The sequence below is a fragment of the Pseudomonas sp. GW822-FHT03F04 genome, assembly GCF_058801405.1.
In genome coordinates this window covers 15494-41502 of the sequence record NZ_JBXANF010000001.1, presented here as the reverse complement: position 1 = coordinate 41502, position 26009 = coordinate 15494, and the positions used below count along the sequence as shown (strand labels likewise).

22 protein-coding genes are annotated in these 26009 nt (G+C 61.5%); 14 read left to right on the top strand and 8 right to left on the bottom strand.

Translation table 11 applies throughout. The annotated features are described in order from the left end of the window. Positions 1 to 14: 14 nt before the first annotated feature. The 6 genes from AC1RMX_RS00195 to AC1RMX_RS00170 all read right to left on the bottom strand — a co-directional run bounded on the left by AC1RMX_RS00195 (position 15) and on the right by AC1RMX_RS00170 (position 7301). Positions 15 to 896 carry a symmetrical bis(5'-nucleosyl)-tetraphosphatase gene (locus AC1RMX_RS00195; RefSeq protein WP_096817892.1) on the bottom strand — a complete coding sequence of 294 codons (882 nt, stop codon included), beginning with the start codon at positions 894 to 896 and terminating at the stop codon, positions 15 to 17. Next, a complete protein-coding gene (apaG, locus tag AC1RMX_RS00190; RefSeq protein ID WP_096817894.1) occupies positions 896 to 1276 on the bottom strand; it encodes a Co2+/Mg2+ efflux protein ApaG in 381 nt (126 codons plus the stop codon). Before apaG ends, AC1RMX_RS00195 begins: the two co-directional genes overlap by 1 nt. Before the next feature lie 113 nt (positions 1277 to 1389). After that, a complete protein-coding gene (gene rsmA / locus AC1RMX_RS00185) occupies positions 1390 to 2208 on the bottom strand; it encodes a 16S rRNA (adenine(1518)-N(6)/adenine(1519)-N(6))-dimethyltransferase RsmA (protein ID WP_493069995.1) in 819 nt (272 codons plus the stop codon). After that, positions 2205 to 3194 carry a 4-hydroxythreonine-4-phosphate dehydrogenase PdxA gene (gene pdxA / locus AC1RMX_RS00180; RefSeq protein WP_096817898.1) on the bottom strand — a complete coding sequence of 330 codons (990 nt, stop codon included), beginning with the start codon at positions 3192 to 3194 and terminating at the stop codon, positions 2205 to 2207. The genes rsmA and pdxA overlap by 4 nt, the downstream gene beginning before the upstream one ends. Beyond that, the gene (gene surA / locus AC1RMX_RS00175) at positions 3191 to 4507 is read right to left on the bottom strand and encodes a peptidylprolyl isomerase SurA (protein WP_141401754.1); all 1317 of its coding nucleotides are present in this window, start codon (positions 4505 to 4507) and stop codon (positions 3191 to 3193) included. The genes pdxA and surA overlap by 4 nt, the downstream gene beginning before the upstream one ends. Beyond that, positions 4488 to 7301, bottom strand: coding sequence for an LPS-assembly protein LptD (locus AC1RMX_RS00170; protein ID WP_096817900.1), 2814 nt, complete (start codon positions 7299 to 7301; stop codon positions 4488 to 4490). The genes surA and AC1RMX_RS00170 overlap by 20 nt, the downstream gene beginning before the upstream one ends. A 130-nt stretch (positions 7302 to 7431) precedes the next feature. On the opposite strand from AC1RMX_RS00170, the gene AC1RMX_RS00165 reads away from it, so the two are divergent. Genes AC1RMX_RS00165 through AC1RMX_RS00155 form a run of 3 tightly spaced genes read left to right on the top strand, consistent with a single transcriptional unit; the run spans position 7432 to position 9888 of the window. Further along, positions 7432 to 8451, top strand: coding sequence for an aminoglycoside phosphotransferase family protein (locus tag AC1RMX_RS00165; protein ID WP_102619791.1), 1020 nt, complete (start codon positions 7432 to 7434; stop codon positions 8449 to 8451). Then, a complete protein-coding gene (murU, locus tag AC1RMX_RS00160) occupies positions 8448 to 9119 on the top strand; it encodes an N-acetylmuramate alpha-1-phosphate uridylyltransferase MurU (RefSeq protein WP_096817903.1) in 672 nt (223 codons plus the stop codon). The genes AC1RMX_RS00165 and murU overlap by 4 nt, the downstream gene beginning before the upstream one ends. Position 9120: 1 nt before the next feature. After that, positions 9121 to 9888: a TerB family tellurite resistance protein gene (locus tag AC1RMX_RS00155; protein ID WP_102619793.1), complete on the top strand. Its 768-nt coding sequence runs from the start codon at positions 9121 to 9123 to the stop codon at positions 9886 to 9888. Between the two features lie 49 nt (positions 9889 to 9937). Here the strand turns inward: AC1RMX_RS00155 and AC1RMX_RS00150 are convergent, their stop codons facing one another. After that, positions 9938 to 10927 (bottom strand): alpha/beta hydrolase family protein, encoded by a 990-nt coding sequence (locus AC1RMX_RS00150; RefSeq protein WP_493069991.1) that lies wholly within the window; start codon positions 10925 to 10927, stop codon positions 9938 to 9940. A 73-nt stretch (positions 10928 to 11000) separates the two neighbouring features. Here AC1RMX_RS00150 and AC1RMX_RS00145 point away from each other — a divergent pair, with 73 nt between their 5' ends. The 10 genes from AC1RMX_RS00145 to trpE all read left to right on the top strand — a co-directional run bounded on the left by AC1RMX_RS00145 (position 11001) and on the right by trpE (position 23029). Beyond that, positions 11001 to 13400, top strand: coding sequence for a PAS domain-containing sensor histidine kinase (locus tag AC1RMX_RS00145; RefSeq protein ID WP_493069988.1), 2400 nt, complete (start codon positions 11001 to 11003; stop codon positions 13398 to 13400). Then, a complete protein-coding gene (locus tag AC1RMX_RS00140; RefSeq protein WP_493069986.1) occupies positions 13401 to 14030 on the top strand; it encodes a response regulator in 630 nt (209 codons plus the stop codon). 218 nt (positions 14031 to 14248) lie between these two features. Next, the gene (locus tag AC1RMX_RS00135) at positions 14249 to 15373 is read left to right on the top strand and encodes an ABC transporter ATP-binding protein (RefSeq protein WP_085667439.1); all 1125 of its coding nucleotides are present in this window, start codon (positions 14249 to 14251) and stop codon (positions 15371 to 15373) included. Between the two features lie 48 nt (positions 15374 to 15421). Continuing rightward, the gene (locus AC1RMX_RS00130) at positions 15422 to 16465 is read left to right on the top strand and encodes an ABC transporter substrate-binding protein (RefSeq protein ID WP_493069984.1); all 1044 of its coding nucleotides are present in this window, start codon (positions 15422 to 15424) and stop codon (positions 16463 to 16465) included. 67 nt (positions 16466 to 16532) lie between these two features. Further along, positions 16533 to 17780, top strand: coding sequence for an ABC transporter permease (locus AC1RMX_RS00125; RefSeq protein ID WP_096817913.1), 1248 nt, complete (start codon positions 16533 to 16535; stop codon positions 17778 to 17780). A gap of 13 nt (positions 17781 to 17793) precedes the next feature. Continuing rightward, positions 17794 to 18618, top strand: a complete 825-nt coding sequence (locus tag AC1RMX_RS00120; RefSeq protein WP_096817915.1) for an ABC transporter permease — start codon at positions 17794 to 17796, stop codon at positions 18616 to 18618. Positions 18619 to 18726: 108 nt separating this feature from the next. Further along, positions 18727 to 19875, top strand: a complete 1149-nt coding sequence (locus tag AC1RMX_RS00115; RefSeq protein ID WP_192559128.1) for an iron-containing alcohol dehydrogenase — start codon at positions 18727 to 18729, stop codon at positions 19873 to 19875. Positions 19876 to 19989: 114 nt separating this feature from the next. Then, entirely contained in the window at positions 19990 to 20664 is a 675-nt protein-coding gene (gene rpe, locus AC1RMX_RS00110; protein WP_007918813.1) for a ribulose-phosphate 3-epimerase, read from the top strand. Further along, positions 20661 to 21479, top strand: coding sequence for a phosphoglycolate phosphatase (locus tag AC1RMX_RS00105; protein ID WP_085688443.1), 819 nt, complete (start codon positions 20661 to 20663; stop codon positions 21477 to 21479). Before rpe ends, AC1RMX_RS00105 begins: the two co-directional genes overlap by 4 nt. A 71-nt stretch (positions 21480 to 21550) precedes the next feature. Beyond that, positions 21551 to 23029 carry an anthranilate synthase component I gene (gene trpE, locus AC1RMX_RS00100; protein ID WP_102619797.1) on the top strand — a complete coding sequence of 493 codons (1479 nt, stop codon included), beginning with the start codon at positions 21551 to 21553 and terminating at the stop codon, positions 23027 to 23029. Between the two features lie 69 nt (positions 23030 to 23098). On the opposite strand, the gene estP is transcribed toward trpE, so the two are convergent. Next, entirely contained in the window at positions 23099 to 25009 is a 1911-nt protein-coding gene (estP, locus tag AC1RMX_RS00095; protein WP_493069981.1) for an esterase EstP, read from the bottom strand. Between the two features lie 403 nt (positions 25010 to 25412). Between estP and AC1RMX_RS00090 the strand changes: the two genes are divergently transcribed. Then, positions 25413 to 26006 (top strand): aminodeoxychorismate/anthranilate synthase component II, encoded by a 594-nt coding sequence (locus AC1RMX_RS00090; RefSeq protein ID WP_007956309.1) that lies wholly within the window; start codon positions 25413 to 25415, stop codon positions 26004 to 26006. Positions 26007 to 26009: the final 3 nt, after the last annotated feature.

Genomic DNA, 26009 nt, shown 5'->3' with positions numbered 1-26009 from the left:
GCTGAAAACGCAGTCTAACGCGCAGCGCTGACTGGCGAGGATTCGGTGATCAATGGCGCGACCGGGGGCAGGACGCCGCCGTGTTCGTCGCATTTGCACGACAGCCGTTCAAAGCTGTCGATGTTCATCAGGGTCAGGCTGCCGCCCCACACGCAACCGGTGTCGAGGGCTGAAATGCCGGGTTCATGGACATTGCCTTCCAGCGCCGCCCAGTGGCCGAAAATGATTCGCAGGCCACGGGTCTTGCGCTCCTTGTGCTGGAACCAGGGCTTGTAGCCCGGTGGCGCGGTGTCGACGCCTTCCTTGCTCTTGAGGTCGAGCTTGCCCTCGGCGGTGCAGAAACGCATGCGCGTGAAATAGTTGGTGATGACCCGAAGGCGGGTGACGCCTTTGAGCTCGCTGTCCCACTTCGCTGGCTCGTTGCCATACATGCCATCAAGGAAGGCCGGGAACAGGTTGTCGTCGCGCAGTGCGGTTTCGACTTCCTCGGCGTACTTCAGTGCCTTGCGCAGCGACCATTGCGGTGCAATGCCGGCGTGCACCATGGCGACTTCACGTTGCTCGTCGTAGTGCATGAGCTTCTGCTGGCGCAGCCATTCCATCAGTTCGGCGCAGTCCGGCGCTGCCAGAATCTCGCGCAGCGTGTCGGACTTCTTCATCCGCTCGATGTTTTTCGCCGCCGCCAGCAGGTGCAAGTCGTGGTTGCCGAGTACGCAGACCAGCGATTCACGCATGCCATAAAGGAAGCGCAGGGTTTCCAGCGATTGCGGGCCACGGTTGACCAGGTCACCCACCAGCCACAACCGATCCACTGCCGGGTCGAACGCGACCTGCTTGAGCAGGCACTTGAGCGGTTCGAGGCAGCCTTGCAGGTCGCCGACGGCATACGTCGCCATTAGTGCAGGGCTCCGGGAACGGCGAGGCGGAAGGGTTTGATGATTGCGTCGAAATGCTTGCCGTCGCTGGCGACCATTTCATAGCTGCCCTGCATGGTGCCGACCTTGGTGGTCATGACCGTGCCGCTGCTGTAGGTGTGGCTTTTTCCCGCGTCGATCAGTGGCTGTTGGCCCACCACGCCGGCGCCGCGCACCTCTTCGACATGACCGTCGCCATCGGTGATCACCCAATGCCGGGAGATCAGTCGGGCTGGCTGCTCGCCATTGTTCTGCACGGTGATGGTGTAGGCGAAGGCAAAGCGGTCGTGCTCGGGTTGCGATTGGTCTGCCAGATAGTGAGTTACGACACTGACATCGACCTGATAACGAGGATCAGACATGCAAAAGGCCTTAAGGACAAAGCGGAACGCGGGGTGTCGCCGATGGGTTGAGTCTAGGCAAGTATCGGGCAGGAGACCAGAGCGGTGTCCTGCCCGAGCGCAATGCTTGCCTGTCAGTCGGCAGCGGGTGTTGGTGCGGGCTGTTCGGCGAGCTTGTCGGCCAGGCGCACGAATGCCGCCAGGTCAAGCTGCTCGGGGCGCAGACTGCCATCGACGCCGGCGGCTTCGATTTCAGCGTTGCTCAGCAATTGTTTGAGGGTGTTGCGCAAGGTCTTGCGGCGCTGGTTGAAGGCTTCGCGCACGACGCGCTCCAGCAGGCGATGGTCCTTGGCCGGGTGCGGCAGTACCGCGTGCGGCACCAGGCGGACGATGGCCGAGTCGACCTTCGGCGGCGGGTTGAAAGCACCCGGGCCGACGTTGAACAGGTGCTCGACCCGGCAATGGTACTGAACCATGATCGACAGACGGCCCCAGTCACCACCACCCGGACCTGCGGCGAGACGCTCAACCACTTCCTTCTGCAGCATGAAGTGCATGTCGCGGATGATGCTGGCGTTGTTCAGCAGGTGAAAAATCAGCGGCGTGGAGATGTTGTACGGCAGGTTGCCGACCACGCGCAGGCTGTTCGGTGCGGCGTTCAGGGTATTGAAGTCGAACTTCAGCGCATCGCCCTGATGCAGGTTGAAGTTGCTCTTGCCGGCGAACTGCTGGTTGAGGATCGGGATCAGGTCCTTGTCCAGTTCCACCACGTCGAGCTGTGCACCGCTGTTCAGCAGGCCTGCGGTCAATGCGCCCTGGCCCGGGCCGATTTCCAGCATCCGGTCGTCAGGCTTGGCGCTGATGGAGCGCAGGATGCGGTCGATGACGCCAGCATCGTGCAGGAAGTTCTGGCCAAAGCGTTTGCGCGCCTTGTGTTGGTATTGCTCGGTCATAAACGGGTCTCGGCCATCTGGTAGGCGGTTTCCAGGGCGACCTGCAGGCTGCCGGTGTCGATCTTGCCGCTACCGGCCAGATCCAGGGCGGTGCCGTGGTCGACGGAGGTGCGGATGATCGGCAGGCCCAGGGTCACGTTGACCGCAGCGCCGAAGCCTTTGTACTTGAGCACGGGCAGGCCCTGGTCGTGGTACATCGCCAGCACTGCGTCGCAGTGCTCCAGATATTTGGGGGTAAACAGAGTGTCGGCAGGCAGCGGGCCACGAAGGTCCATGCCCTCGCCGCGCAGGCGCTCCAATGTGGGTTCGATGATGTCGATTTCTTCATGGCCCAGGTGTCCACCTTCACCGGCGTGCGGGTTGAGTCCGCAGACCAGGATGCGCGGTTGGGCGATGCCGAATTTGTCTTGCAGGTCGGCGTGCAGAATTCGCGTGACCCGTTCCAGTCGCTCCGGCGTGATCGCATCGGCGATGTCGCGCAGGGGCAGGTGAGTGGTGACCAGCGCCACGCGCAAACCGCGGGTAGCGAGCATCATCACGACCTGGGCGGTGTGGGTCAGGTCGGCGAGGAATTCGGTGTGGCCGGAAAAAGCGATGCCCGATTCGTTGATCACGCCCTTGTGCACCGGGGCGGTGATCATCCCGGCGAAATCGCCGTTCAGACAGCCATTGCCGGCGCGGGTCAGGGTTTCAAGAACGAATGCGGCGTTGGCCTTGTCCAGTTGCCCGGCGACCACGGGGGCGCTGAGCGGGGTGTCCCAGACATAAAGGCTGTCGGCCGGCGCCGGAAGATCCGGCCATTGACCGGGCGACACAGGCAGCAGACTGACGGCCAGCCCCAGCTGCGCGGCCCGCTCTTGGAGCAGGTCGCGGCTGGTGATGGCAATCAGGGGATGTGGCTGGGCTTGCGAGGCGAGCAGCAGGCACAGGTCGGGACCGATGCCGGCTGGTTCGCCGGGTGTCAGCGCGAAACGCTTGGGTTTCACTGCGCTGCCTGGTCTGCACCAGGGAGTTTGATCTCTACGTACGCTTCGTCACGGATCTGACGCAGCCAGGTTTGCAGCTCTTCATCGTATTTGCGGTTACGCAGTACGGTCATGGCTTGCTGCTCACGGGCCTGTTCGGTGCTGTCAGTGGCGCGACGGCCAAGGACTTCCAGAACGTGCCAGCCGTACTGGGTCTGGAATGGCTTGGACAGCTGACCCTGAGGGGACTTGGCCATCACGGCGCGGAATTCCGGTACCAGTGCGTTCGGGTCGATCCAGTTCAGGTCGCCGCCGTTGAGGGCAGAGCCTGGGTCTTCCGAATACTTCTTGGCCAGTTCGGCGAAATCTTCACCGGCCGAGATGCGGTTATAGAGCGATTGAGCCAGTTCCTTGGTCTTTGCTTCGTCGCGAACCGGACTTGGCTTGACCAGGATGTGGCGCACATGCACTTCATCGCGCATCTGGCTTTCGCCGCCGCGTTTTTCCAGCAGCTTCAGGATGATGAAACCACCCGGAGTGCGTGCTGGCTGAGTGATGTCGCCGACAGCCATGCTGCTCAACTCGCGGTCGAACGGCGGTGGCAGTTGAGCAGCTTTACGCCAGCCCATGTCGCCGCCTTCCAGAGCGTTGTCGCTGCCGGACTTGGCAACGGCCAGTTGACCGAAATCGGCGCCTTGCTTGAGTTGCTGATAAACCTCCATCGCCTGACGTGCAGCGCTCTGAATTGCTTCAGAGTTGGCGCTTTCCGGGGTCGGAATCAGGATGTTGGCCAGGTGCAGCTCTTCGGACAGTTGCATCTTGCCCAGGTCGGAGGCGAGGAAGTTCTTCACTTCCTGCTCCGATACCTGAATGCGTTCTGCAACACGGCGCTGACGCACGCGGCTGATGACCATTTCCTTGCGGATCTGCTCACGGGCGCCTTCGTAACTCAGGCCGTCGTGAGCCAGGGCTGCGCGGAACTGATCGACAGTCATGTTGTTGCGCTGGGCAATGGTGCCGACAGCCTGGTTCAGTTCTTCATCGGTGATGCGGATACCGGAACGTTCGCCGATCTGCAGTTGCAGGTTTTCGACGATCAGGCGCTCGAGCACCTGTTGGTCCAGTACGCCCGGAGGCGGCAAGCCGCCACCGCGCTTGGCGATGGTTTGCTGAACTTCGTGGACGCGTTGATCCAGCTGGCTCTGCATGACCACGTCGTTGTCGACGATGGCCACCACTTTATCGATGGACTGCACCGCGGCGTTGGCCGCGGTACCCAGGAACAGCGCGCCCAGCATCAGCGGGCGCAGACAATCAGAAAGCTTGGTCTTCACGTTGACGATAACCTTGGATGCCTTTGTCGAGGAAGCTCTCTACTTTGGCGCCAGTGAGGCCGCCGAGTCCCTTCAGAACAATTTGTAGGAAGACGCCGTGGTCGCCTTTTTCGTTTTGCGGAGCTTCCTGACTGAACTCGTCGTAGGAAACCCAGTAACGGTTGATCAGGCGCAGTTTCCAGCAGCAGTTGTCGTACTCGAAACCACCGAAGGCTTCCAGTGTACGGTTGCGGTTGTAGTCGTACTGCCAGCGGCTGATTGCGCTCCACTGTGGAACGATCGGCCAGATGACCGAGAAGTCATGCTGCTGGATCTTGTAGTAGTCCTTCACGTAGCCAGGCTGGCCCGGGGTGCCGTAGTCGCCACCACCCACCGACCATTTGCCGGTGTTCTGGTCGTAACGAACCTGGTCGTTGCGATAGCGATAACCGAGGTTGACCACCTTGTTCGGGTTGTCTTCAGGCTGGTAGTGGAACATCGCGCTGCCGGAACGTGGGCTGCGGCTGTCCGGATCCCAGTTGTAGTCGGCAGTGGTGCGCCAGTCGCGGTTCCAGCGGTATTCGTATTCCAGCGCATAAGGCGAAACGTTGGAATGCGCATCGTCGCGGGTCTTTGGATCGATACCTGGCAGTTGGACTTCGCGATCCTTGAAGTACAAGGCCTGGCCGACACTGATACGTTGACGTTCGAAGCCGTCGTCTTCGATCCAGCGGCTGGTTACACCCAACGAAAGCTTGTTCTCGTCGCCGACCCGGTCGGAACCGGAGAAACGGTTGTCACGGAACAGCGAGGAATAGTTGAACGTGTATTCGCTGGTGTCGAACACTGGAATGTCTTCTTGATCCACCTCAGGTACATAGAGGTAGAACAGACGCGGTTCCAGGGTCTGGCGGTAGTTCTTGCCAAAGAACGATGTGTTGCGGTCGAAGTACAGGCCGCTGTCGATGCTGGCGATCGGCACGCCACGGTTTTGGTTGCTGCCAAAATTACCGTTGACGTATCGGGCGCCGTTCGCTGCAGCGAATGCCTTCTGGGCAACGATGTCGCTTTTGCCCTGGCCGTCCAGGTCCAGTTGGTACTGGGTGTACTGGTACTTGAGCGATGGCTTGAGGAAGCCATACGTCCAGTTCAGCGGCAGGCTGACGCCAGGCTTCAGATTCAGGCGATCACCGTTGGCACGAGCCAGGCCGGTCACGTTGGTATCCAGGCGCGGCGAGACAGTGCCGTCTTCGTTGACGAAGTCACCGGTTTTCAGATCGCGGTCAAAGCGAACGAGTTCGGTCTCGTAATCGAAGTTCAGACCTTCCGGGTGGTACGGCAGTTTGCCATTGAAGGTGATCTGCGGCAGGCGCCCGTAAGGTGTGATGTTCGAAACGGTTGCCAGCTGATACTGCTGAGCATTCAGGATGGCGGTGTAGTTATCGCCACGGTAGGCAACCAGACCCTGCTGATTCACGAAGTCCTGGCTCTTCACGCCGATCTGGTCGGTGGTCAGGTCCTGGAAGTAGTACGGATCGCTGATCTTGGTGTAGTCAACCTGGGTGAACACGCGGGAGTCGAGACCGCCCTTGTGTTGCCAGTTGTACATGTAGCGATTTTTTTCGTAATCGGTCTGCTTGCTGCGATCGGTGTCTTCGTCGTTGAGGTACGCGGCGCCGAACTGACCTTCGCTGGATTTGGTCAGATAACGGAATTCGCCTTCCACCAACATGCCGCGCTTGCTCATGTAGCGCGGGTACAACGTGGCATCGTAGTTCGGTGCCAGGTTGAAGTAGTACGGGGTGACCAGCATGAAGCCGGTGTCGCTGCCGGTGCCGATGGTCGGCGGCAGGAAGCCCGACTGACGACGGTCGTCGATCGGGAAATAGATGTACGGGGTGTACAGGATCGGAATGTCCTTGACCCGCAGTGTCACGTTGGTCGCGGTACCGAAGCCGGTGGCAGGGTTCAGGGTAATGTTGTTGCCCTTGAGCTGCCAGGCGTTGCTGTTCGGTTCGCACGTGGTGTACGTGCCGTCCTTCAAGCGGATGATCGCGTTCTCGGCGCGCTTGGCGTACAGCGCGTTACCGCGGATGCGCGACTTGTGCATCACGTATTCGGCGTTGTCGACTTTCGCTTCACCGGTGTCGAGCTGCACATCGGCGTGGTCGCCGACGATCAGCGCGCCATTGTCGCGGATGCGCACGTCGCCCTTGAGTTCGGCGCGGCTCTCGGCCTGATAGAGGCTCGCTTCCTGGGACTCGACCTGCATGCTGCCCTGACGCAGAACCACGTCACCGGCCAGCGTGCCGACCTGATCTTCGGTGTTATAGCGCGAGGCTTTCGCGCCGATGAAGGTCGGGGCGTCACTTTTATTCGTCTTGTCATTCATGCCAGGACGAATTGGTTCGATATAGGAACCAGAGCAGTAAGGACCTGTCTCGGCCAGTTGGGCGGCGGTGAGCTTCTCGCGCGGAACCCAGTCGAGGTGACTGTAGTCTTCGCTACGGGATTTCAGGCCGCGGCCCTTGGACTCGGTGACCAGCACGGGTTTGGGACCGGAGTCCGAAACGCTGCCGTTCTCGGCCGGGGTTTCGCCGGTGGCGCTGACGGCACTGCCGTCATGCACCGGACGCGGTGGCAATGCAGCCGCCGACGTCTTTGGCGAACAGGCCCAGCCGCCCGTAGCCGAGACGGCGCAGTCATACTGCTCGGCGGCGACAACGAATGAACTGGCCAGAGGTTGCATAGCCAGCAGACTGCCGGTTACCAACAACGGAAATTTTTTACGAAACGCGGGGGATTTCAATGCCATCTTATTAGTCCGGGCTTCCTGCGTGCCATCTGCCCGCGGTGTGGGCCGCACGCCTCTCGATGGTCTGAAAAAGATGCTGGATAATAAAGCATGACCCGCTTGACGGCTAGCGCCGTCGGAGACCCTTGCAATGCCTGACCAAGATGTACGCTTGCAACACCTGAAAGTTTGGCTCGATGAGCAGTTGGCAACCCTTTTTGCCGATCAGGGCTGGGGTGTCGTACCCCCGGCCACGTTGACTGCGGCCAGCAGCGACGCGAGTTTCCGCCGTTATTTCCGTTGGGAAGGCGCCGGTCGCAGTTTCGTCGTGATGGACGCGCCGCCGCCCCAGGAAAACTGCAAACCGTTCGTGGATATCGCCTTTTTGCTGGCGAAATCCGGAATTAACGTGCCGAAAATTTATGCCGAGGACCTCGAGCGCGGATTTCTTTTGCTCAATGACCTGGGCAACAAGACCTATCTCGACGTGATCGACAGCGAAAATGCCGATGCATTGTTCAGCGATGCCTTGCAGTCGCTGCTGGCATTTCAGCAGTTGCCGATGGTGGCACCGCTGCCGAGTTATGACGTCGCGCTGTTGCGTCGCGAGCTGGAACTGTTCCCCGAGTGGTACGTGAAACGCGAACTGGGTGTGGAATTCGACGCCACGCAACAGCAGCAATGGCAACAGGTCAGCGATCTGCTGATCGACAGCGCGCTGGCCCAGCCAAAAGTGCTGGTGCACCGCGACTACATGCCGCGCAACCTGATGCTCAGCGAGCCGAACCCCGGCGTGCTGGATTTCCAGGACGCGGTGTACGGCCCGGTGACCTACGACGTGACCTGTCTGTTCAAGGACGCCTTCCTCAGTTGGCCTGAAGAACGCGTACGTGGCTGGCTGGAAAACTACTGGCAGCAGGCGGCAGCGTTGAACATCCCCGTGCAGCCGGACTTCGAAGACTTCCTGCGCGCCAGCGACCTGATGGGTGTGCAACGCCACCTCAAAGTCATCGGGATCTTCGCCCGCATCTGTCACCGCGACGGCAAGCCACGCTACCTCGGCGATGTGCCGCGCTTCTTCTCTTATATAGAAGCGGTGATCGCACGCCGTCCGGAATTGGCGCAACTGCAGGCACTGCTGGTCAGCCTGCGTGGCGGAGTGACTGCATGAAGGCAATGATTCTGGCGGCCGGCAAAGGCGAGCGCATGCGCCCGCTGACCCTGACCACCCCCAAACCGCTGGTGCGTGCCGCTGGCGTACCGTTGATTGAGTACCACCTGCGTGCCCTGGCGACGGCGGGTTTCAGCGACATCGTGATCAACCATGCCTGGCTCGGTCAGCAGATCGAAGATTACCTGGGCGACGGTTCGCAATTCGGCCTGAGCATCCGTTACTCGCCCGAAGGCGAACCTCTGGAGACCGGTGGCGGTATCTTCCGCGCCTTGCCGTTGCTCGGTGACGAAGCGTTCCTGGTGGTCAACGGTGACATCTGGACCGATTACGACTTCAGCGTGCTGCACCAGCCGATCACCGGGCTGGCGCATCTGGTGCTGGCGGACAATCCGGCCCATCACCCGACGGGCGATTTCTGTCTGGTCGGCGACCAGGTGCAGGACGGGCAACCGGAGACGGCGACCCTGACCTACAGCGGCATCGCTGTGCTGCACCCGCAATTGTTCGATGGCTGCACGGACGGCGCCTTCAAACTGGCACCGTTGCTGCGCAAAGCCATGGCGGACGGGCAGGTGAGCGGTGAGCGACTGAAAGGCCACTGGGTCGATGTCGGCACGCACGAGCGTCTGGCTGAAGCCGAAACCTTGATAGAAGCGAGTCGCTGATATGTTGTGGCCAGGGACTCTGATTGGAGCCGGAGCGGGTTTTGCTATCGCCAGCATTCCGGGGGCCATGCTTGGGGCTTTGTTGGGGCAGGCGCTGGATCGGCGCCTGCATTTGCAGAGCTGGGGGCATTTGCGGGAAAAACTCGGCGGCCAGCCGATGCTGCGCAACGACGAGTTGTTGTTCGTCTTGCTCGGGCGTCTGGCCAAGAGTGACGGGCGGGTCACCGACGGTCATATCCAGCAGGCGCGTCAGGAGATGCGCGCGCTGGACATGAGCGAGCCGGCGCAGCGCCGGGCCATTGCCGCGTTCAATCGCGGCAAGTCCGGCGGGGATCGCCTGCGCGGTTATCTGCGGCGTCTCAGCGCTCAGCCCCATGCGGCCGAAGGCGTGTTGCGCGCCTGCTGGCGGATGGTCTGGGCCGATGGTCGGGCCGGCAGCAGCGAGCGCGAACTGCTGGCGCAATGGGGCAAGTGGCTGGGCTGGACGACTCACCAGATTCAGGCGCTGGCGGCGGATTACGAGCCGAACAAGCGCCCGATCGTCAGCGCAGCGGTGAGTTACCAGGATGCGATGCGCCTGCTCGGCGTGTCGGCGACCAGCGAACCGGCACAGATCAAACGCGCCTATCGTCGCCTGCTCAGCCGCCATCATCCGGACAAGGTGGCCGGGACTGGTGCGACGGCGGCACAGGTGCTCGAGGCAACGGAAAGAACTCGCGACTTGCACAATGCCTACACATTGATTCGCGAGCGGCGGGATTTCCGCTAGACGAAAAAAAGATCGCAGCCCAGGCTGCGATCTTTTTTTGTGCGGTCGGTCAGTCCGGGGTTTGCGGATTCAACCAGCCGCGCACCCGGCGGAACAATTGTTCCTGCTCGGCCTTGTTGTCGGGCAACGCCTTGAGCGCGACCTGGCTGAACGCCGACGTCTTCAAGCGCTTGCTGGCCTGCAAACGCTCCAGTGCGGCGTTGCGATCCAGCGGCTTGTCCATATAGAAGATATCGGCGGTCGGCAGCTTCAGCAGTGGCGTCAGTTCTGCCAGTTCAGGCTTGGCCTTGGGCGGCACTTGCGCGGCGACCATCACCAGTTTTTCCACTTGTGCCGTCTGCTTTTCGTTCAGGAAACGCGCGGCCCAATAGGCACCGGTGCCGTGCCCGAGCACCACGATGCTGTGCGCGCCTTGCTGTTCGGCGTAGGCAATCGCTGCGTCGATGCGGGCGAAGATTCGTTCGGCGTCGGCCTTGGCCTGTTCTTCGGTGGTTTCGGCGACGACCTTGTCCGCCACATCCGCTTCACCGCCAGCGGCTTGCTCGATCGGTTCGGCAGTGGTCGAATCCTTGCTGCCTGCATCGGCGGTTTTCGGCGCTGCGGGCGCTTCGATCACGCGTGGTGCGATGGCATCGCTTTGCAGGTCGGGCAGGGTGATACTCAGGCTGTTCCACTCGACGTCCGGCAATTTACGTCGCAGCGGGCCGATTGCCTGGGGCCAGTCAGCGGTTTCGCCGGCGCCGGGGATGAGGATCACCACGCCTTTGGGGTCAGCCGTGTTGGCCGGTTTCCACAGCGCGAGGAAAGTGTCGCTGCCGGCCTGCAACTGTTGCTGTTCCTGGGCCGGGACTTTGCGTTCGAGTGCCGAGGCTTCTTCCTGACTACGCTCAAGCAATGGCTGGCGTTCGACCGGTTTTTCTTCGGCGGGTTTTTCCGCGGCTGCGGCGGGTGCCGGATCGGCGGCTTCGACGGAAAACGCACAAGGCAGGATCAGCGACAGGCACAATGCTGGCATTGCCAGGCGAGAGACAGGGGGCATCGGTTATTCCAGGCCAGAAAGTATCCCGGCAGCCTAATGGGTTGGTCAGAATTTGTCAGTGTATGGGATTTCAATGATGCGTTTTTGCTGCCTGTGGGTTATCGGCTGTCTGGCGTTTCCCTTGATGGGGTGGGCCGCGCCTGCGCCGCCGAGCCATGTTGCGCAGTTGTCGACGAGCCAGCAACAGTGGCTGGTGCAGCACAATGAATTGCGCGTCGGTCTGATTCTGCAGGCGCCGTACGCGCAATACGACCGGCGCTTGCAGCGGCTGTCCGGGGCCAATGTCGAGTTGATGAAATGGATGGCCAAGGCCCTCGACATCGAACTCAGCTGGCGCAACTTCCCCGATCTGGAACAACTTGAAGCCGCCGCGCGGGACGGCGAAATCGATATTGCGCCGGGCCTGACCCAGACGCCCGGCTCGCTGCGTCTCTGGCAGTTTTCCGATCCCTACATGCGCGTGCCGCAACTGGTGGTCAGCGACCAGAAAGTGAGCAGTTCGGTCGAGCTGGAAAAACTCGACAGCCAGGCCCGGGTAGCCGTGCGCATGCCCAGCGTCACCGCCGATTACTTGCGCGGCAACTATCCCCATTTGAATCTGCAAGGCGTGCCGCTGGAACGTCAGGCGTTGCAGTTGTTGTTGAGTCAGCAGGCGTCTTACGCGGTGGTGGACGAAGCGCAATTGGGGCGGCTGTCGACAGAACCGGAGTTTGCCGGGCTGGTCGTGGTCGGCGACATTGGTCTACCGCAGCTGCTGCGGGTCGCCACCCGTCGTGACTGGCCGGAGCTGGCCGGGATTGTCGAAAGTGCCTTGCGGGCGATCCCGGCAAAAGATCTGGAGCGCCTGCACACCCAATGGCTGCAACCCAAATACCCGCGGCTCTCGGAGTCGCCGGGGTTCTGGCAGAACCTGAGCCTGTTGTTCGCCGTGTTGCTGCTCAGTTGTGCGGCAATCGTCTTCTGGCAGCGGCGCCAGCAACACAGCCTTGAACAACGCCTGCTCGCCGCCCGGGAAGACATCGCCCTGCGCGCCGCCAGCGAAGAAGCCCTGCGCCTGACCCAGTTTTCCATCGATCAGAGCACCGTCGGCATCCTCTGGGTCAACTGGGACAGCCACGTGCGCTACGCCAACCGCGCGGCGGAGCACATGCTCGGTTATCCACAGGGCGCGCTGATCGAACGACCGCTGATCGACTTCGAACCCGGCCTGCACATGGATCGCTGGCTCAACCTGTGGAAACGCGCCCGGGCCAGTGAAGAAGGGCCGCTCAGCTTTGAAACGAGTTGTGTGCGCGCCGATGGCAGCATCCTGCCGGCGGATGTGTCGTTGAGTTTTCTGCGCTTTCGCGACAGCGAGTATCTGGTGGTCTACCTCACCGACGTGACTGAACGTCGACGTGCCCTGGCCGCGTTGCAGGAAAGCGAGGCGCGCTTGCAGGGCATCGCCGCCAACGTGCCGGGGCTGGTGTTCCGCCTGGAGCGGGCGCCGGTGACCGGGCAGATCGACTTTGCCTACATCAGCGAGGGCAGCGAAAGTCTGGTGGGCTACGCGCCGGCCGCCATCGCCCATCGCGACATGGGCCTGCGCAGCCTGGTGCACCCGGACGACAAGGCCGGTTATCACCAGACTCAGGACCGGGCGCTGGACACCGACAGCGACTGGTCGTGGCAGGGGCGGATCCTGACGCGGCAGGGCGAACAGCGCTGGGCCGAGATCAAGGCCATCACCCGGCAACTGGAGGACGGCGCCTACGTCTGGGACGGCATCGTCTGGGACATCACCGAAAGCAAACGCATCGAACTGGAACTGGCGGCATCGCGCGAACAACTGCGCGAGCTGTCGGCGCATCTCGAAAGCGTGCGGGAAGAGGAAAAAGCACGCATTGCCCGCGAGGTTCACGATGAGCTGGGGCAGATGTTGACGGTGCTGAAACTGGAGACATCGATGTGCGAACTGGCCTACGCGCAACTCGATCCGGGTCTGAACGAACGCCTGAACAGCATGAAGCGCCTGATTGCGCAGTTGTTCCAGTTGGTGCGCGATGTGGCAACGGCATTGCGCCCGCCGATCCTCGATGCGGGGATTGCCTCGGCAATCGAGTGGCAGGCCCGGCGATTCGAGGCGCGTACGCAGATTCCGTGTCTGGTGCAGGTGCCGGACAATCTGCCGCCGCTGAGCGATGCCAAGGCTATTGGCCTGTTCCGCATCCTTCAGGAAGCGCTGACCAACGTCATGCGCCATGCCCAGGCGCATACTGTGGAACTGACGCTGGCGCTCGAAGGCGCCGATTTGTGTCTGACAGTCAGCGATGATGGCGTAGGATTTGTCGCCGCTGCGGGCAGGCCGACGTCCTTTGGGCTGGTGGGCATGCGTGAGCGGGTGTTGATCATGGGCGGGCAGTTGTCACTCGACAGCGAACCGGGCGAGGGCACCACGCTGAGCGTGCGGGTGCCACTGGATGAGGAGAAGTAAGTGATCCGTGTACTGGTAGCCGAAGACCACACCATCGTTCGCGAAGGCATCAAGCAATTGATCGGCCTGGCCAAGGATCTGCAAGTGGTGGGGGAGGCGAGCAATGGCGAGCAGTTGCTCGAAACCCTGCGCTGTGTGCCGTGCGAGGTAGTGCTGCTGGATATTTCCATGCCCGGGGTCAACGGGCTGGAAGCGATTCCGCGTATCCGCGCACTGAACAACCCGCCGGCGATTCTGGTGCTGTCGATGCACGACGAGGCGCAAATGGCCGCCCGGGCGCTGAAGGTCGGCGCCGCCGGGTATGCGACCAAGGACAGCGATCCGGCGCTGTTGCTGACGGCGATTCGCAAGGTCGCGGCGGGCGGGCGCTACATCGATCCGGAACTGGCCGACCGCATGGTCTTCGAAGTCGGCCTGACCGATACACGACCGCTGCATTCGTTGTTGTCCGAACGCGAATTCTCGGTATTCGAGCGCCTGGCCCAGGGCGCCAACGTCAACGACATCGCCCAGCAACTGGCCCTGAGCAGCAAGACCATCAGCACCCACAAGGCGCGGCTGATGCAGAAGCTCAACATCACTTCACTCGCCGAGCTGGTGAAGTATGCGATGGAACACAAGCTCCTTTAATCCGCATATCCAATAACGACAGGCGCTTTTGCCGGTTCCTGCGGCTGGAACTTCAGGGCTCGCACCTGACGTGTCCAAACGCGCCATCCTTGTAGGGCAATCCCTACCCCCGGCCTTCCATCCGGCTGAGGCGATTCTCTCCTGCGCCCCGATTTGCGTGACCGCAAGCAGCCACTAGGCTTAATCCCACAGCAGTCATCAATAACAAAGGTGTGGGTATGAGCCAGGTCGAATCAAACGCAGGGGCCAGCGATGTGCTGGTCAGCTTTCGTGGAGTGCAGAAGAGCTACGACGGCGAGAACCTGATCGTCAAAGACCTCAACCTGGACATCCGCAAGGGCGAGTTCCTGACCCTGCTCGGGCCGTCCGGCTCCGGCAAGACCACCAGCCTGATGATGCTCGCCGGTTTCGAAACACCGACCGCCGGTGAAATCCTCCTGGCCGGGCGGGCGATCAACAACGTGCCGCCGCACAAACGCGATATCGGCATGGTGTTCCAGAACTACGCGCTGTTCCCGCACATGACCGTCGCCGAGAACCTGGCGTTCCCGCTGACCGTGCGCGGCCTGAACAAGAGCGATGTCAGCGACAAGGTCAAGAAAGTCCTGAGCATGGTCCAGCTCGATGCCTTCGCTTCGCGCTATCCGGCGCAGTTGTCCGGCGGCCAGCAACAACGTGTGGCGCTGGCCCGTGCGCTGGTGTTCGAACCGCAGTTGGTGCTGATGGACGAACCCCTCGGCGCCCTCGACAAACAGCTGCGCGAACACATGCAGATGGAAATCAAACACCTGCACCAGCGCCTCGGCGTGACCGTGGTCTACGTGACCCACGACCAGGGCGAAGCCCTGACCATGTCCGATCGCGTCGCTGTATTCCATCAAGGTGAGATCCAACAGATCGCCCCGCCGCGCACCCTCTACGAAGAACCGAAAAACACCTTCGTCGCCAACTTCATCGGCGAGAACAACCGCCTCAACGGTCGCCTGCTCAGCCAGAGCGGCGAGCGCTGTGTGGTCGAGTTGGGGCGTGGGGAAAAGGTCGAGGCGCTGGCGGTCAACATCGGCCAGACCGGTGAACCGGTCACCCTGTCGATCCGTCCGGAGCGCGTCAGCCTCAACGGTTCGAGCGATCAATGCGTCAACCGCTTCTCCGGGCGGGTGGCCGAATTCATCTATCTGGGCGACCACGTCCGGGTGCGCCTGGAAGTCTGCGGCAAGACTGACTTCTTCGTGAAACAACCGATTGCCGAGCTCGATCCAGCGCTCGCGGTCGGCGACGTGGTTCCGCTTGGCTGGCAGGTCGAGCACGTTCGTGCACTCGACCCACTTCTAGAGGCGCATTAATCGCCCCGGCAATACCAACACCAACCCTGCACGTGGAGAGAACAATAAATGTTGAGATCCCTGAAGTTCACAGCCCTGACCCTGGGCCTGATGGGTGCGGCAAGCGCAATGGCCGCTGGCCCGGATCTGACCGTGGTGTCGTTTGGCGGGGCGAACAAGGCGGCGCAAGTCAAAGCCTTCTACGCACCGTGGGAAGCATCAGGCAACGGCAAGATCGTCGCCGGCGAGTACAACGGTGAGATGGCCAAGGTCAAAGCCATGGTCGACACCAAGAGCGTGTCCTGGGATCTGGTAGAGGTTGAATCGCCGGAACTGTCCCGTGGCTGCGACGAAGACATGTTCGAGCAACTCGATCCTGCGCTGTTCGGCAAGACCGAAGACTACGTCAAGGGCGCGATCCAGCCGTGTGGCGTGGGCTTCTTCGTGTGGTCGACCGTGCTGGCCTACAACGCCGACAAGCTGAAAACCGCACCGAGCAGCTGGGCGGACTTCTGGGACACCAAGAAATTCCCGGGCAAGCGCGGCCTGCGCAAAGGCGCCAAGTACACCCTCGAATTCGCACTGATGGCCGACGGTGTTGCGCCGAAAGACGTCTACAAAGTGTTGGCCAGCAAAGATGGTCAGGATCGCGCATTCAAGAAACTGGACGAACTCAAGCCAAGCATCCAGTGGTGGGAAGCCGGTGCCCAGCCGCCGCAATACCTCGCGTCCGGTGACGTGGTCATGAGCTCGGCCTACAACGGCCGGATCGCTGCCGTGCAGAAAGAATCCAACCTGAAAGTGGTGTGGAACGGCGGCATCTACGACTTCGACGCATGGGCCATCCCGAAAGGCCTGGACGCCAAGCGTGCGGAAGCGGCGAAGAAATTCATCGCCTATTCGGTGCAACCGCAACAGCAGAAGACCTATTCGGAAAACATCGCCTACGGGCCGGCCAACACCCAGGCTGTACCGCTGCTGGCCAAGGATGTCCTGAAAGACATGCCGACCACCCCGGAAAACATCGCCAACCAGGTGCAGATCGACGTCAGCTTCTGGGCTGACAACGGTGAGCAACTGGAGCAGCGCTTCAATTCCTGGGCTGCGAAGTAAGGCGTGATGCCTACGCGGCGTCACCCCAAGGGTGACGCCGTCATTCAAAAGATTTTCGGAGTACGTCATGGCCATCGCCGTTCCCCTGAACGAGGGCAACAGCCCCACCTTGAAGCAGCGGCTCAAGCACGCCGAGCGGGTCAACCGCTGGAAGGCCCAGGCGCTGATCGCGCCGCTGGTGCTGTTTCTGTTGCTGGTGTTCCTGGTGCCGATCGTGGCGCTGCTCTACAAAAGCGTCGGCAACCCGGAAGTGGTGGGCGGCATGCCACGCACCGTGGCAGCCATTGCCAGTTGGGACGGTCGCGGACTGCCCGCTGAGCCGGTCTACAAGGCCGCCGGCGAAGACCTCGCCGAAGCTCGCAAAAACCAGACCTTGGGCGATCTGTCCAAGCGCTTGAACATGGAGTTGGCCGGCTATCGCAGCCTGCTGACCAAAACCGCCCGTTCGCTGCCATTCGCCAGCGAGCCGACCTCTTATAAAGAAGCGCTGGAAGGCCTCGACGAGCGTTGGGGCGATCCGGCCTATTGGCAAGCGGTGAAGCGCAACACCAGCAGCATCACCCCGTTCTACCTGTTGGCGGCGGTGGATCATCGCATCGACGATCTCGGCGAGCTGGCCCCGGCCACCCCGGATCAGGCGATCTACCTCGACATCTTCGCCCGGACCTTCTGGATGGGCCTGATCATCACCGTGATTTGCCTGGTGCTGGCCTATCCATTGGCGTACCTGTTGGCCAACCTGCCGTCGCGTCAAAGCAACCTGCTGATGATTCTGGTGCTGCTGCCGTTCTGGACCTCGATCCTGGTACGAGTCGCCGCGTGGATCGTGTTGCTGCAATCCGGCGGATTGATCAACAGCGCGCTGATGGCAATGGGCGTGATCGATAAACCGCTGGAGCTGGTGTTCAACCGTACCGGGGTTTACATCTCGATGGTGCACATCCTGCTGCCGTTCATGATCCTGCCGATCTACAGCGTGATGAAAGGCATCTCGCCGACTTACATGCGCGCCGCGATTTCCCTGGGCTGCCATCCGTTCGCCAGTTTCTGGCGGGTGTACTTCCCGCAGACCTACGCCGGTGTCGGCGCCGGTTGCCTGTTGGTGTTCATCCTCGCCATCGGCTACTACATCACCCCGGCGCTGCTGGGCAGCCCGAACGATCAGATGGTCAGCTACTTCGTCGCGTTCTACACCAACACCAGCATCAACTGGGGCATGGCCACTGCGCTCGGCGGGCTGTTGCTGCTGGCGACCGTGGTGCTTTATCTGATCTACAGCTGGCTGGTGGGCGCCAGTCGCCTGCGCCTGAGCTAAAGGGGAATTTGAAATGCTGAGTCCTTATATGTCGCCCGTCGAGCGGGTGTGGTTCTACAGCTTGCGGATCCTCTGCGGCTTGATCCTGTTGTTTCTGATCCTGCCGGTGCTGGTGATCGTGCCGCTGTCGTTCAACTCGGGCAGTTTCCTGGTGTACCCGCTGCAAGGTTTTTCGCTGCACTGGTATCAGGACTTCTTCGCCTCGGCGGAATGGATGCGCTCGCTGAAAAACAGCATCATCGTCGCCCCGGCGGCGACGGTGCTGGCAATGGTCTTCGGCACGCTGGCGGCCATCGGCCTGACCCGTGGCGACTTCCCCGGCAAGGCGCTGGTGATGGCGCTGGTGATTTCGCCCATGGTGGTGCCGGTGGTGATCATCGGTGTGGCCAGTTACCTGTTCTTCGCGCCGCTGGGCCTGGGCAACAGTTTCTTCTCGCTGATCGTGGTGCACGCGGTGCTGGGTGTGCCGTTCGTGATCATCACGGTGTCGGCAACATTGCAGGGGTTCAACCATAACCTGGTGCGGGCGGCGGCCAGCCTTGGCGCTTCGCCACTGACCACGTTCCGCCGGGTGACCTTGCCGCTGATTGCGCCGGGGGTGATTTCCGGTGCGCTTTTCGCCTTCGCCACCTCGTTCGATGAAGTGGTGGTGACGCTGTTCCTTGCCGGCCCTGAGCAAGCGACGCTGCCTCGGCAGATGTTCAGCGGGATTCGCGAGAACCTGAGTCCGACGATTGCGGCGGCGGCGACTCTGTTGATTGCCTTCTCGGTGATCCTGCTGCTGACGCTTGAGTGGCTGCGTGGGCGTAGCGAGAAACTGCGCACCGCTCAGGTCTGACGACTGCACGATCCGGGTTGTCTGCCATTCATGCGCTGAATGACAGACAACCCGAATTCCCCAGCTACGCTTGTGCTCAGCTCCCACATCTATAAGAGGCTGCGCACGATGAGTCTTTCCTCGTTCAAAATCGCTCACAAACTGATCACCGGCGCCGGGGCCATCGAGCAACTGGCGGCCGAGCTCACACGGCTGGACATCGACAACCCGCTGATCGTCACCGATGCCGCGCTGGTCAAGTCCGGCACGGTGCAGTTGGCGCTGGCGCAGATTGGCGAGCGCGAGTACGAAATCTTCGACCGCGTGTTGCCGGATCCGGAAATCGCCATCGTCGAGGACTGCATGCGCGTCTACCGCGAGGGCGGGCATGACGGGTTGATCGGCCTCGGTGGCGGCAGCGCCATCGACATCGCCAAGAGTGTCGCGGCGTATGCCGGTTATCACGGTGCGCTGGAGGATCTGTTCGGCGTCGATCAGGTGCCGCGCAAGGGCCCGCCGCTGATCGCCATCCCGACCACCGCCGGCACGGGTTCTGAAGTGACCAACGTCGCCATTCTTTCGGACAAGGTCGCGCAATTGAAGAAGGGCATTGTCAGCGATTATCTGTTGCCGGATGTGGCGCTGGTCAGCCCGCAAATGACCCTGACCTGTCCGCGCAGCGTCACCGCCGCCAGTGGTGTCGATGCGCTGGTGCATGCCATCGAGTCCTATCTGTCGCTGAATGCCTCGCCGATCACCGATTCGCTGGCCATCGGCGCGATCAAGTTAATCGCTCGCTCATTGCCCAAGGCCTACGCCAATCCGTCCAATCTGCAAGCCCGGGAAGACATGGCCACCGCGAGCCTGATGGCCGGCATGGCGTTCGGCAATGCCGGGGTCGGCGCGGTGCATGCGCTGGCGTATCCGCTGGGCGGGCGTTTCAACATTACCCACGGCGTCAGCAATGCGCTGTTGCTGCCTTATGTCATGACCTGGAACAAGATGGCCTGCGTCGAACGGATGCAGGATATCGCCGAAGCCATGGGGGTGAAGACCGCTCATCTGAGCCTCAATGAAGCGGCGGACCGTGCCGTCACGGCGATGACCGAACTGTGCGCAGCGGTGGACATTCCGCAGGGTCTGCGCAGTTTCGGTGTGCCCGAAGAGGCGATTCCGGCCATGGCCGTAGAGGCCGCAGGCATCGAGCGCCTGATGCGCAACAACCCGCGCAAGCTCAGCGCTGCCGACATCGAGAAGATCTACCGGGCAGCGTACTGAGAACCCGCCGGTCATCGGTCATGGCACAACCCAATCATCGCGGTCACGGTGCGCGCGCGGAAACTTGAGGTATACAATGCGCGCCATCGTGATTTAGCTCAGAAAAGGTGCGTCATGCAGCCCTTCGTTATTGCTCCGTCGATTCTCTCCGCCGACTTCGCCCGCCTGGGCGAGGAAGTGGACAACGTTCTGGCCGCCGGTGCCGACTTCGTTCACTTCGATGTCATGGACAACCACTACGTACCGAACCTGACCATCGGCCCGATGGTCTGCGCCGCGCTGCGCAAGTACGGCGTGACCGCGCCGATCGACGCGCACCTGATGGTCAGCCCGGTGGATCGCATCGTCGGTGACTTCATCGAGGCCGGCGCCACCTACATCACCTTCCACCCGGAAGCCACGCTGCACGTCGATCGTTCGCTGCAACTGATCCGTGAAGGCGGCTGCAAATCCGGCCTGGTGTTCAACCCGGCGACCCCGCTGGACGTGCTCAAGTACGTGATCGACAAGGTCGACATGGTCTTGCTGATGAGCGTCAACCCGGGCTTCGGCGGGCAGAAATTCATTCCTGGCACCCTCGACAAGCTGCGCGAAGCGCGCGCGATCATCGATGCCTCGGGCCGTGACATCCGCCTGGAAATCGACGGCGGCGTCAACGTCAACAACATCCGTGAAATCGCCGCTGCCGGCGCCGACACCTTTGTGGCCGGCTCGGCGATCTTCAATGCGCCGAACTATCAGGAAGTCATCGACAAGATGCGTTCCGAACTGGCGCTGGCTCGCCCATGAGCGGATTTGAGCAGCTGTTCCCGGGGCAACTGCCGCGGTTGGTGATGTTCGATCTGGATGGCACGCTGATCGATTCGGTACCCGACCTGGCGGCGGCGGTGGATAACATGCTGCTCTCCCTCGGGCGCAAGCCTGCCGGTATCGAGTCGGTGCGCGAGTGGGTCGGTAACGGTGCGCCGGTGCTGGTGCGCCGCGCTCTGGCCGGCGGCATCGACCATTCTGCGGTGGATGACGTCGAAGCCGAGCATGCGCTGGAGGTGTTCATGGAAGCCTACGGCGCCAGTCATGAGCTGACCGTGGTCTATCCCGGCGTGCGCGATACCCTGAAATGGCTGCACAAGCAGGGCGTGGCCATGGCGCTGATCACCAACAAACCGGAGCGCTTCGTCGCGCCGTTGCTGGATCAGATGAAGATCGGCCGCTACTTCAAGTGGATCATTGGCGGCGACACCCTGCCGCAGAAGAAGCCCGATCCGGCAGCGCTGTTCTTCGTCATGAAGATGTCCGGCATTCCGGCCTCGCAATCGCTGTTCGTCGGTGACTCGCGCAGCGACGTGCTGGCGGCGAAAGCGGCGGGGGTCAAATGTGTCGCGCTCAGTTATGGCTACAACCATGGCCGGCCGATTGCCGAGGAATCCCCGGCGCTGGTGATCGACGATCTGCGCAAGTTAATTCCCGGTTGCCTGGATACGGCCGCTGAGATAACGTTGCCCGACGCTTCTCAATCCCCTTCTGGAAACGCCATCGTGGTGGTCACCCGCAAACTCTGGATGAAAGTCATCAAGGCCCTGGCCCGCTGGCGTTGGCGCGCCTGACTTGTTCCTGGCCGGCCTGCCGGCGCGTTTGCACACCTGACTGATTTGCACCTCACACCACGAGGCACCCTATGATCCGCGAAGAATTCCTGCGTCTGGCCGCTGAAGGCTACAACCGCATCCCGCTGGCCTGCGAAACCCTGGCCGACTTCGACACGCCGCTATCGATCTACCTGAAACTGGCCGACCAGCCCAACTCCTACCTGCTCGAATCGGTGCAGGGCGGCGAGAAATGGGGCCGTTACTCGATCATCGGCTTGCCGTGCCGCACCGTGCTGCGGGTTCACGATCATCACGTGAGTATCACTGTCGATGGCGTCGAGACCGAAAGCCATGACGTCGAAGACCCGCTGGCCTTCGTTGAAACCTTCAAGGCCCGCTACAACGTGCCGACCATTGCCGGTCTGCCGCGTTTCAACGGCGGCCTGGTGGGTTACTTCGGTTACGACTGTGTGCGTTATGTAGAGAAACGCCTCGGCAAATGCCCGAACCCGGATCCGCTCGGCGTGCCGGACATCCTGCTAATGGTCTCCGATGCGGTGGTGGTGTTCGACAACCTCGCCGGCAAGATGCACGCGATCGTGCTGGCCGACCCGGCGCAGGCCGATGCCTACGAGCAGGGCCAGGCGCAACTGCAGGAACTGCTGGAAAAGCTGCGTCAGCCGATCACCCCGCGCCGTGGCCTGGATTTCAGCAAGCAGCAGGCGGCCGAGCCGGTGTTTCGCTCCAGTTTCACCCAGGACGACTACGAAAAAGCCGTCGACACCATCAAGGAATACATCCTCGCCGGTGACTGCATGCAGGTCGTGCCGTCCCAGCGCATGTCGATCGACTTCAAGGCGGCGCCGATTGATCTGTACCGTGCGCTGCGTTGCTTCAACCCGACGCCGTACATGTATTTCTTCAACTTCGGTGATTTCCATGTCGTCGGCAGTTCGCCGGAAGTACTGGTGCGGGTCGAAGACAACCTGATCACCGTGCGCCCGATTGCCGGCACCCGTCCTCGCGGGGCCACCGAAGAGGCTGACGTGGCGCTGGAAGAGGACCTGCTGTCCGACGACAAGGAAATCGCCGAGCATCTGATGCTGATCGACCTTGGTCGCAACGACACCGGGCGTGTTTCGGAAATCGGCTCGGTGAAGCTCACCGAGAAGATGGTCATCGAGCGTTATTCCAACGTGATGCACATCGTGTCCAACGTCACCGGCCAGTTGAAGGCCGGGTTGACGGCGATGGACGCACTGCGGGCGATCCTGCCGGCGGGCACCTTGTCCGGCGCGCCGAAGATCCGCGCGATGGAAATCATCGACGAACTGGAACCGGTCAAGCGTGGCGTGTATGGCGGGGCGGTCGGTTACTTCGCCTGGAACGGCAACATGGACACCGCGATTGCAATTCGCACCGCGGTGATCAAGAACGGCGAGCTGCACGTGCAGGCCGGTGGCGGCATCGTTGCCGACTCGGTGCCGGCGCTGGAATGGGAAGAAACCATCAACAAGCGTCGGGCAATGTTCCGAGCTGTTGCGTTGGCCGAGCAAACCCCGGACTGAGTGACGGGTGATTCAGCCATAAAAAAACGCGGCGCCTGTGAGGGCGCCGCGTTTTTTATGGCCTTCTGATCAGAAGTCGAGACTTACGCCAACATTGACCCCTTGCTGGGTAAAGTCGTCATCCTTGCGAATGTTGTAGCTGGCGCGAAGGGCCACGTCCTTGGTGAGGTTGTGGCTCACGCCCAGATTCAGGCGGTTCAGGTTGGTTTGCGGTGTGTAGCCTTCCAGGGTGTAGCGATTGTTCGGCAGGCTGTTGAGGTTCATCGTCAGATCCTGGGCGTCGTCGTTGTATTCGCGCTCGTGGGCGAATTCGCCGAATACCTGGGTTTGTGCGGTGATCTGGTATTTGCCCTGGATGCCGAGGCCGAGGCGGCGGGAGTTGCGCGATTGGTCATCGAAGGTCAGCGCAGTAGAGTCCGCGCCTTTTTCCGAGTAGCCGTCGACTTCCACCTTGCCGAAATCGGCGCTGACGAAAGGCGACAGGTGCCACGGGCTGTTCGCCTCTGGCGCGATGTCGTAGCCGACACGGCCGCCGATGGCCAGTACGTAGCCGTCGGTGTCGCCTTTCTCGCCACGTTCGTTGACCCCCAGCTGGAACTTGCGCTTAAGGCTGTCGTAGTCCAGATGTCCGGCGGTAACGGCCAGGTCACCCCACCAGCGGTTTTGCTGGTACTGGGCGAACGCGGTGCCCATGTAGGAGTTGAGTTTGTACTCGGAGTCGTTGTCGCCGGCTTCGATTTTCTGGTGATAGAAACCTGCCGCCACACCGACACGCCAGGCGTCGTCGAGGCGGTAGCTGCCGCCGATGTTCAGGTTGTAGCCATTGCCATCGGCACTTGCCCCGGCGTGCTGGTCATCGAAGTCCTGGTGCTGGCCGCCGCCGGCGACAATCGCCCGCCATTGGCCAACGCCTTGCCAGTTTTCCCAGTCGGCCAGCCATTGATTGCGCAGTTCGTCCTGATGCGCGCGCAACGTGCCCTGGGCCATTTCCGGCAGCAGGGTCAGCTCCCAGGGTGCAGCCAGCAACGAGTAGGCGTAATCGGCAATCAGCCGTTGCCCGGCTTCGGTCGGGTGCACCGAGTCGTTGTAGATCAGCTTGGTCGGATCCGGCGTGGCGCTGTTGATCCCGTACCGGGCGTTTTCGAGGCAACTGTTGCCGCTGAAGCAGGTCGTGACCAGATTCTGATCGGTGGCGAGGCCGAACTGTGCCGGGTTGGCAAACGTCTCTTTGAGCAATACCGGAATGTTCAGCGGGATGATGTTGGCGTTGATGGTTTGCAGTTGGCTCACCAGTTCGGTGTTGAACTGGGCGCTGAGCTGGGACGTGAACGTCTGCAGTGCGGTGCCATTGAAAGCCGGGGTAAAGCCGATGTCAGGCAGCAACCAGACCATGATGTAGCGGGCGCCTGCGCCTTGCAGAGTCCGAACACTGCTGGCCAGGCGATCAGCCGCAGCGCTGGCCTGATCGAGACTGGTGACGCGACCTTGCAGGAAGTCGTTACCGCCCCCGGTCAGGTAGTACAGGGCATTCGGATCAGCACGAAAGCCGTTCGACGGCAGGTAGCCGGCGCGGGTGCGTTCGCCGGTGTCGGACGTGCTGGTGATCGAATCAAGAATCTGGTCAGTGCGGTATCCGCCCACCGCCCAGTTGTTGCCGTCCGGCAAACCCTGGCCGGCGCGTACTGCCGAGTCCGCGGAAGCGGTCTGGTCCGGCGTGAAGCCCAGCCGACCGCCGATCAATTGGGTGGCATTGAGCGAGTACAACTCACCGCTGCCGTTGTGGTAGTTCGGGCCGGTGCGGTTGGTGAATCGCTCGACTGAACCGGCGGGGCCGCCGCTGTCGGTGAACGTCCCGGCATCACTGAGGCTGTCGCCGAAGACAATGAAATTCGAATAAGGATTGGGCGCGGCATTCGCCTGGGCGCAGGCCATCGCGAGCAGGCATCCGGCGAGCGGTACAAACAACGTCTGTTTGATCATGAGCAAGTCCGTTTATTTATTGTTGTATGGAACGAAACGACAGTACCAAAAACTTCCGGCGTTTTGCCATCGGTCGTCAACCCTCCCATAGTTTTCCCCCCGTCAGGCCCGGCCATATTGCACGCTCTGCCCAGCTAAGTTACTGTGCGGGAACGTATGAACGAGACCTTCCCCGTGTTGATCACCAGCAAACTCCTGGATCAAGTCATCAAGGCACACGCCCGCTGGCGTTGGCGCGCCTGAATCTTTTCTGCCGGCCCCGCCGGATCTGTATCGCTTTGCCTTCCTTGCCCGTTTGAAATGCCGCTTTGCCGTCGCCACTTGTGCGTCCGACATCGTGCAGTGTCCTGGCAAGTCATCCGAAGGCTGTTTCCAAGTCAGAATTCAAGAGGTTCGAAACGCCATGTTGCTGATGATCGACAACTACGACTCCTTTACTTACAACGTTGTGCAATACCTCGGCGAGCTGGGTGCCGAGGTCAAGGTCGTGCGCAACGACGAACTGACCATCGCCGAAATCGAAGCGCTCAACCCGGAGCGAATCGTGGTGTCCCCCGGTCCGTGCACACCGACCGAAGCCGGCATCTCCATCGAAGCCATCAAGCACTTTGCCGGTAAACTGCCGATCCTCGGCGTCTGCCTCGGCCACCAGTCCATCGGCCAGGCCTTTGGCGGTGACGTGGTGCGTGCCCGGCAAGTGATGCACGGTAAGACTAGCCCGGTATTCCACGAGGACAAGGGCGTATTCGCCGGCCTGAATCGTCCGCTGACCGTCACCCGCTATCATTCCCTGATCGTCAAGCACGAGACCTTGCCCGATTGCCTGGAGCTGACCGCGTGGACTCAGCACGATGACGGCTCGGTGGATGAAATCATGGGCCTGCGTCACAAGACCCTGAACATCGAGGGCGTACAGTTCCACCCGGAATCGATCCTCACCGAGCAGGGCCACGAACTGTTCGCCAACTTCCTCAAACAAACCGGCGGCACGCGCTAAGGA

Excerpts from the sequence above, each read along its gene's own strand:
- AC1RMX_RS00195 (WP_096817892.1), bottom strand. The coding sequence starts at position 896 with ATGGCGACGTATGCCGTCGGCGACCTGCAAGGCTGCCTCGAACCGCTC.
- apaG (WP_096817894.1), bottom strand. The coding sequence starts at position 1,276 with ATGTCTGATCCTCGTTATCAGGTCGATGTCAGTGTCGTAACTCACTAT.
- rsmA (WP_493069995.1), bottom strand. The coding sequence starts at position 2,208 with ATGACCGAGCAATACCAACACAAGGCGCGCAAACGCTTTGGCCAGAAC.
- AC1RMX_RS00170 (WP_096817900.1), bottom strand. The coding sequence starts at position 7,301 with ATGGCATTGAAATCCCCCGCGTTTCGTAAAAAATTTCCGTTGTTGGTA.
- AC1RMX_RS00165 (WP_102619791.1), top strand. The coding sequence starts at position 7,432 with ATGCCTGACCAAGATGTACGCTTGCAACACCTGAAAGTTTGGCTCGAT.
- murU (WP_096817903.1), top strand. The coding sequence starts at position 8,448 with ATGAAGGCAATGATTCTGGCGGCCGGCAAAGGCGAGCGCATGCGCCCG.
- AC1RMX_RS00155 (WP_102619793.1), top strand. The coding sequence starts at position 9,121 with ATGTTGTGGCCAGGGACTCTGATTGGAGCCGGAGCGGGTTTTGCTATC.
- AC1RMX_RS00150 (WP_493069991.1), bottom strand. The coding sequence starts at position 10,927 with ATGCCCCCTGTCTCTCGCCTGGCAATGCCAGCATTGTGCCTGTCGCTG.
- AC1RMX_RS00145 (WP_493069988.1), top strand. The coding sequence starts at position 11,001 with ATGATGCGTTTTTGCTGCCTGTGGGTTATCGGCTGTCTGGCGTTTCCC.
- AC1RMX_RS00135 (WP_085667439.1), top strand. The coding sequence starts at position 14,249 with ATGAGCCAGGTCGAATCAAACGCAGGGGCCAGCGATGTGCTGGTCAGC.
- AC1RMX_RS00130 (WP_493069984.1), top strand. The coding sequence starts at position 15,422 with ATGTTGAGATCCCTGAAGTTCACAGCCCTGACCCTGGGCCTGATGGGT.
- AC1RMX_RS00125 (WP_096817913.1), top strand. The coding sequence starts at position 16,533 with ATGGCCATCGCCGTTCCCCTGAACGAGGGCAACAGCCCCACCTTGAAG.
- AC1RMX_RS00120 (WP_096817915.1), top strand. The coding sequence starts at position 17,794 with ATGCTGAGTCCTTATATGTCGCCCGTCGAGCGGGTGTGGTTCTACAGC.
- AC1RMX_RS00115 (WP_192559128.1), top strand. The coding sequence starts at position 18,727 with ATGAGTCTTTCCTCGTTCAAAATCGCTCACAAACTGATCACCGGCGCC.
- rpe (WP_007918813.1), top strand. The coding sequence starts at position 19,990 with ATGCAGCCCTTCGTTATTGCTCCGTCGATTCTCTCCGCCGACTTCGCC.
- AC1RMX_RS00105 (WP_085688443.1), top strand. The coding sequence starts at position 20,661 with ATGAGCGGATTTGAGCAGCTGTTCCCGGGGCAACTGCCGCGGTTGGTG.
- trpE (WP_102619797.1), top strand. The coding sequence starts at position 21,551 with ATGATCCGCGAAGAATTCCTGCGTCTGGCCGCTGAAGGCTACAACCGC.
- estP (WP_493069981.1), bottom strand. The coding sequence starts at position 25,009 with ATGATCAAACAGACGTTGTTTGTACCGCTCGCCGGATGCCTGCTCGCG.
- AC1RMX_RS00090 (WP_007956309.1), top strand. The coding sequence starts at position 25,413 with ATGTTGCTGATGATCGACAACTACGACTCCTTTACTTACAACGTTGTG.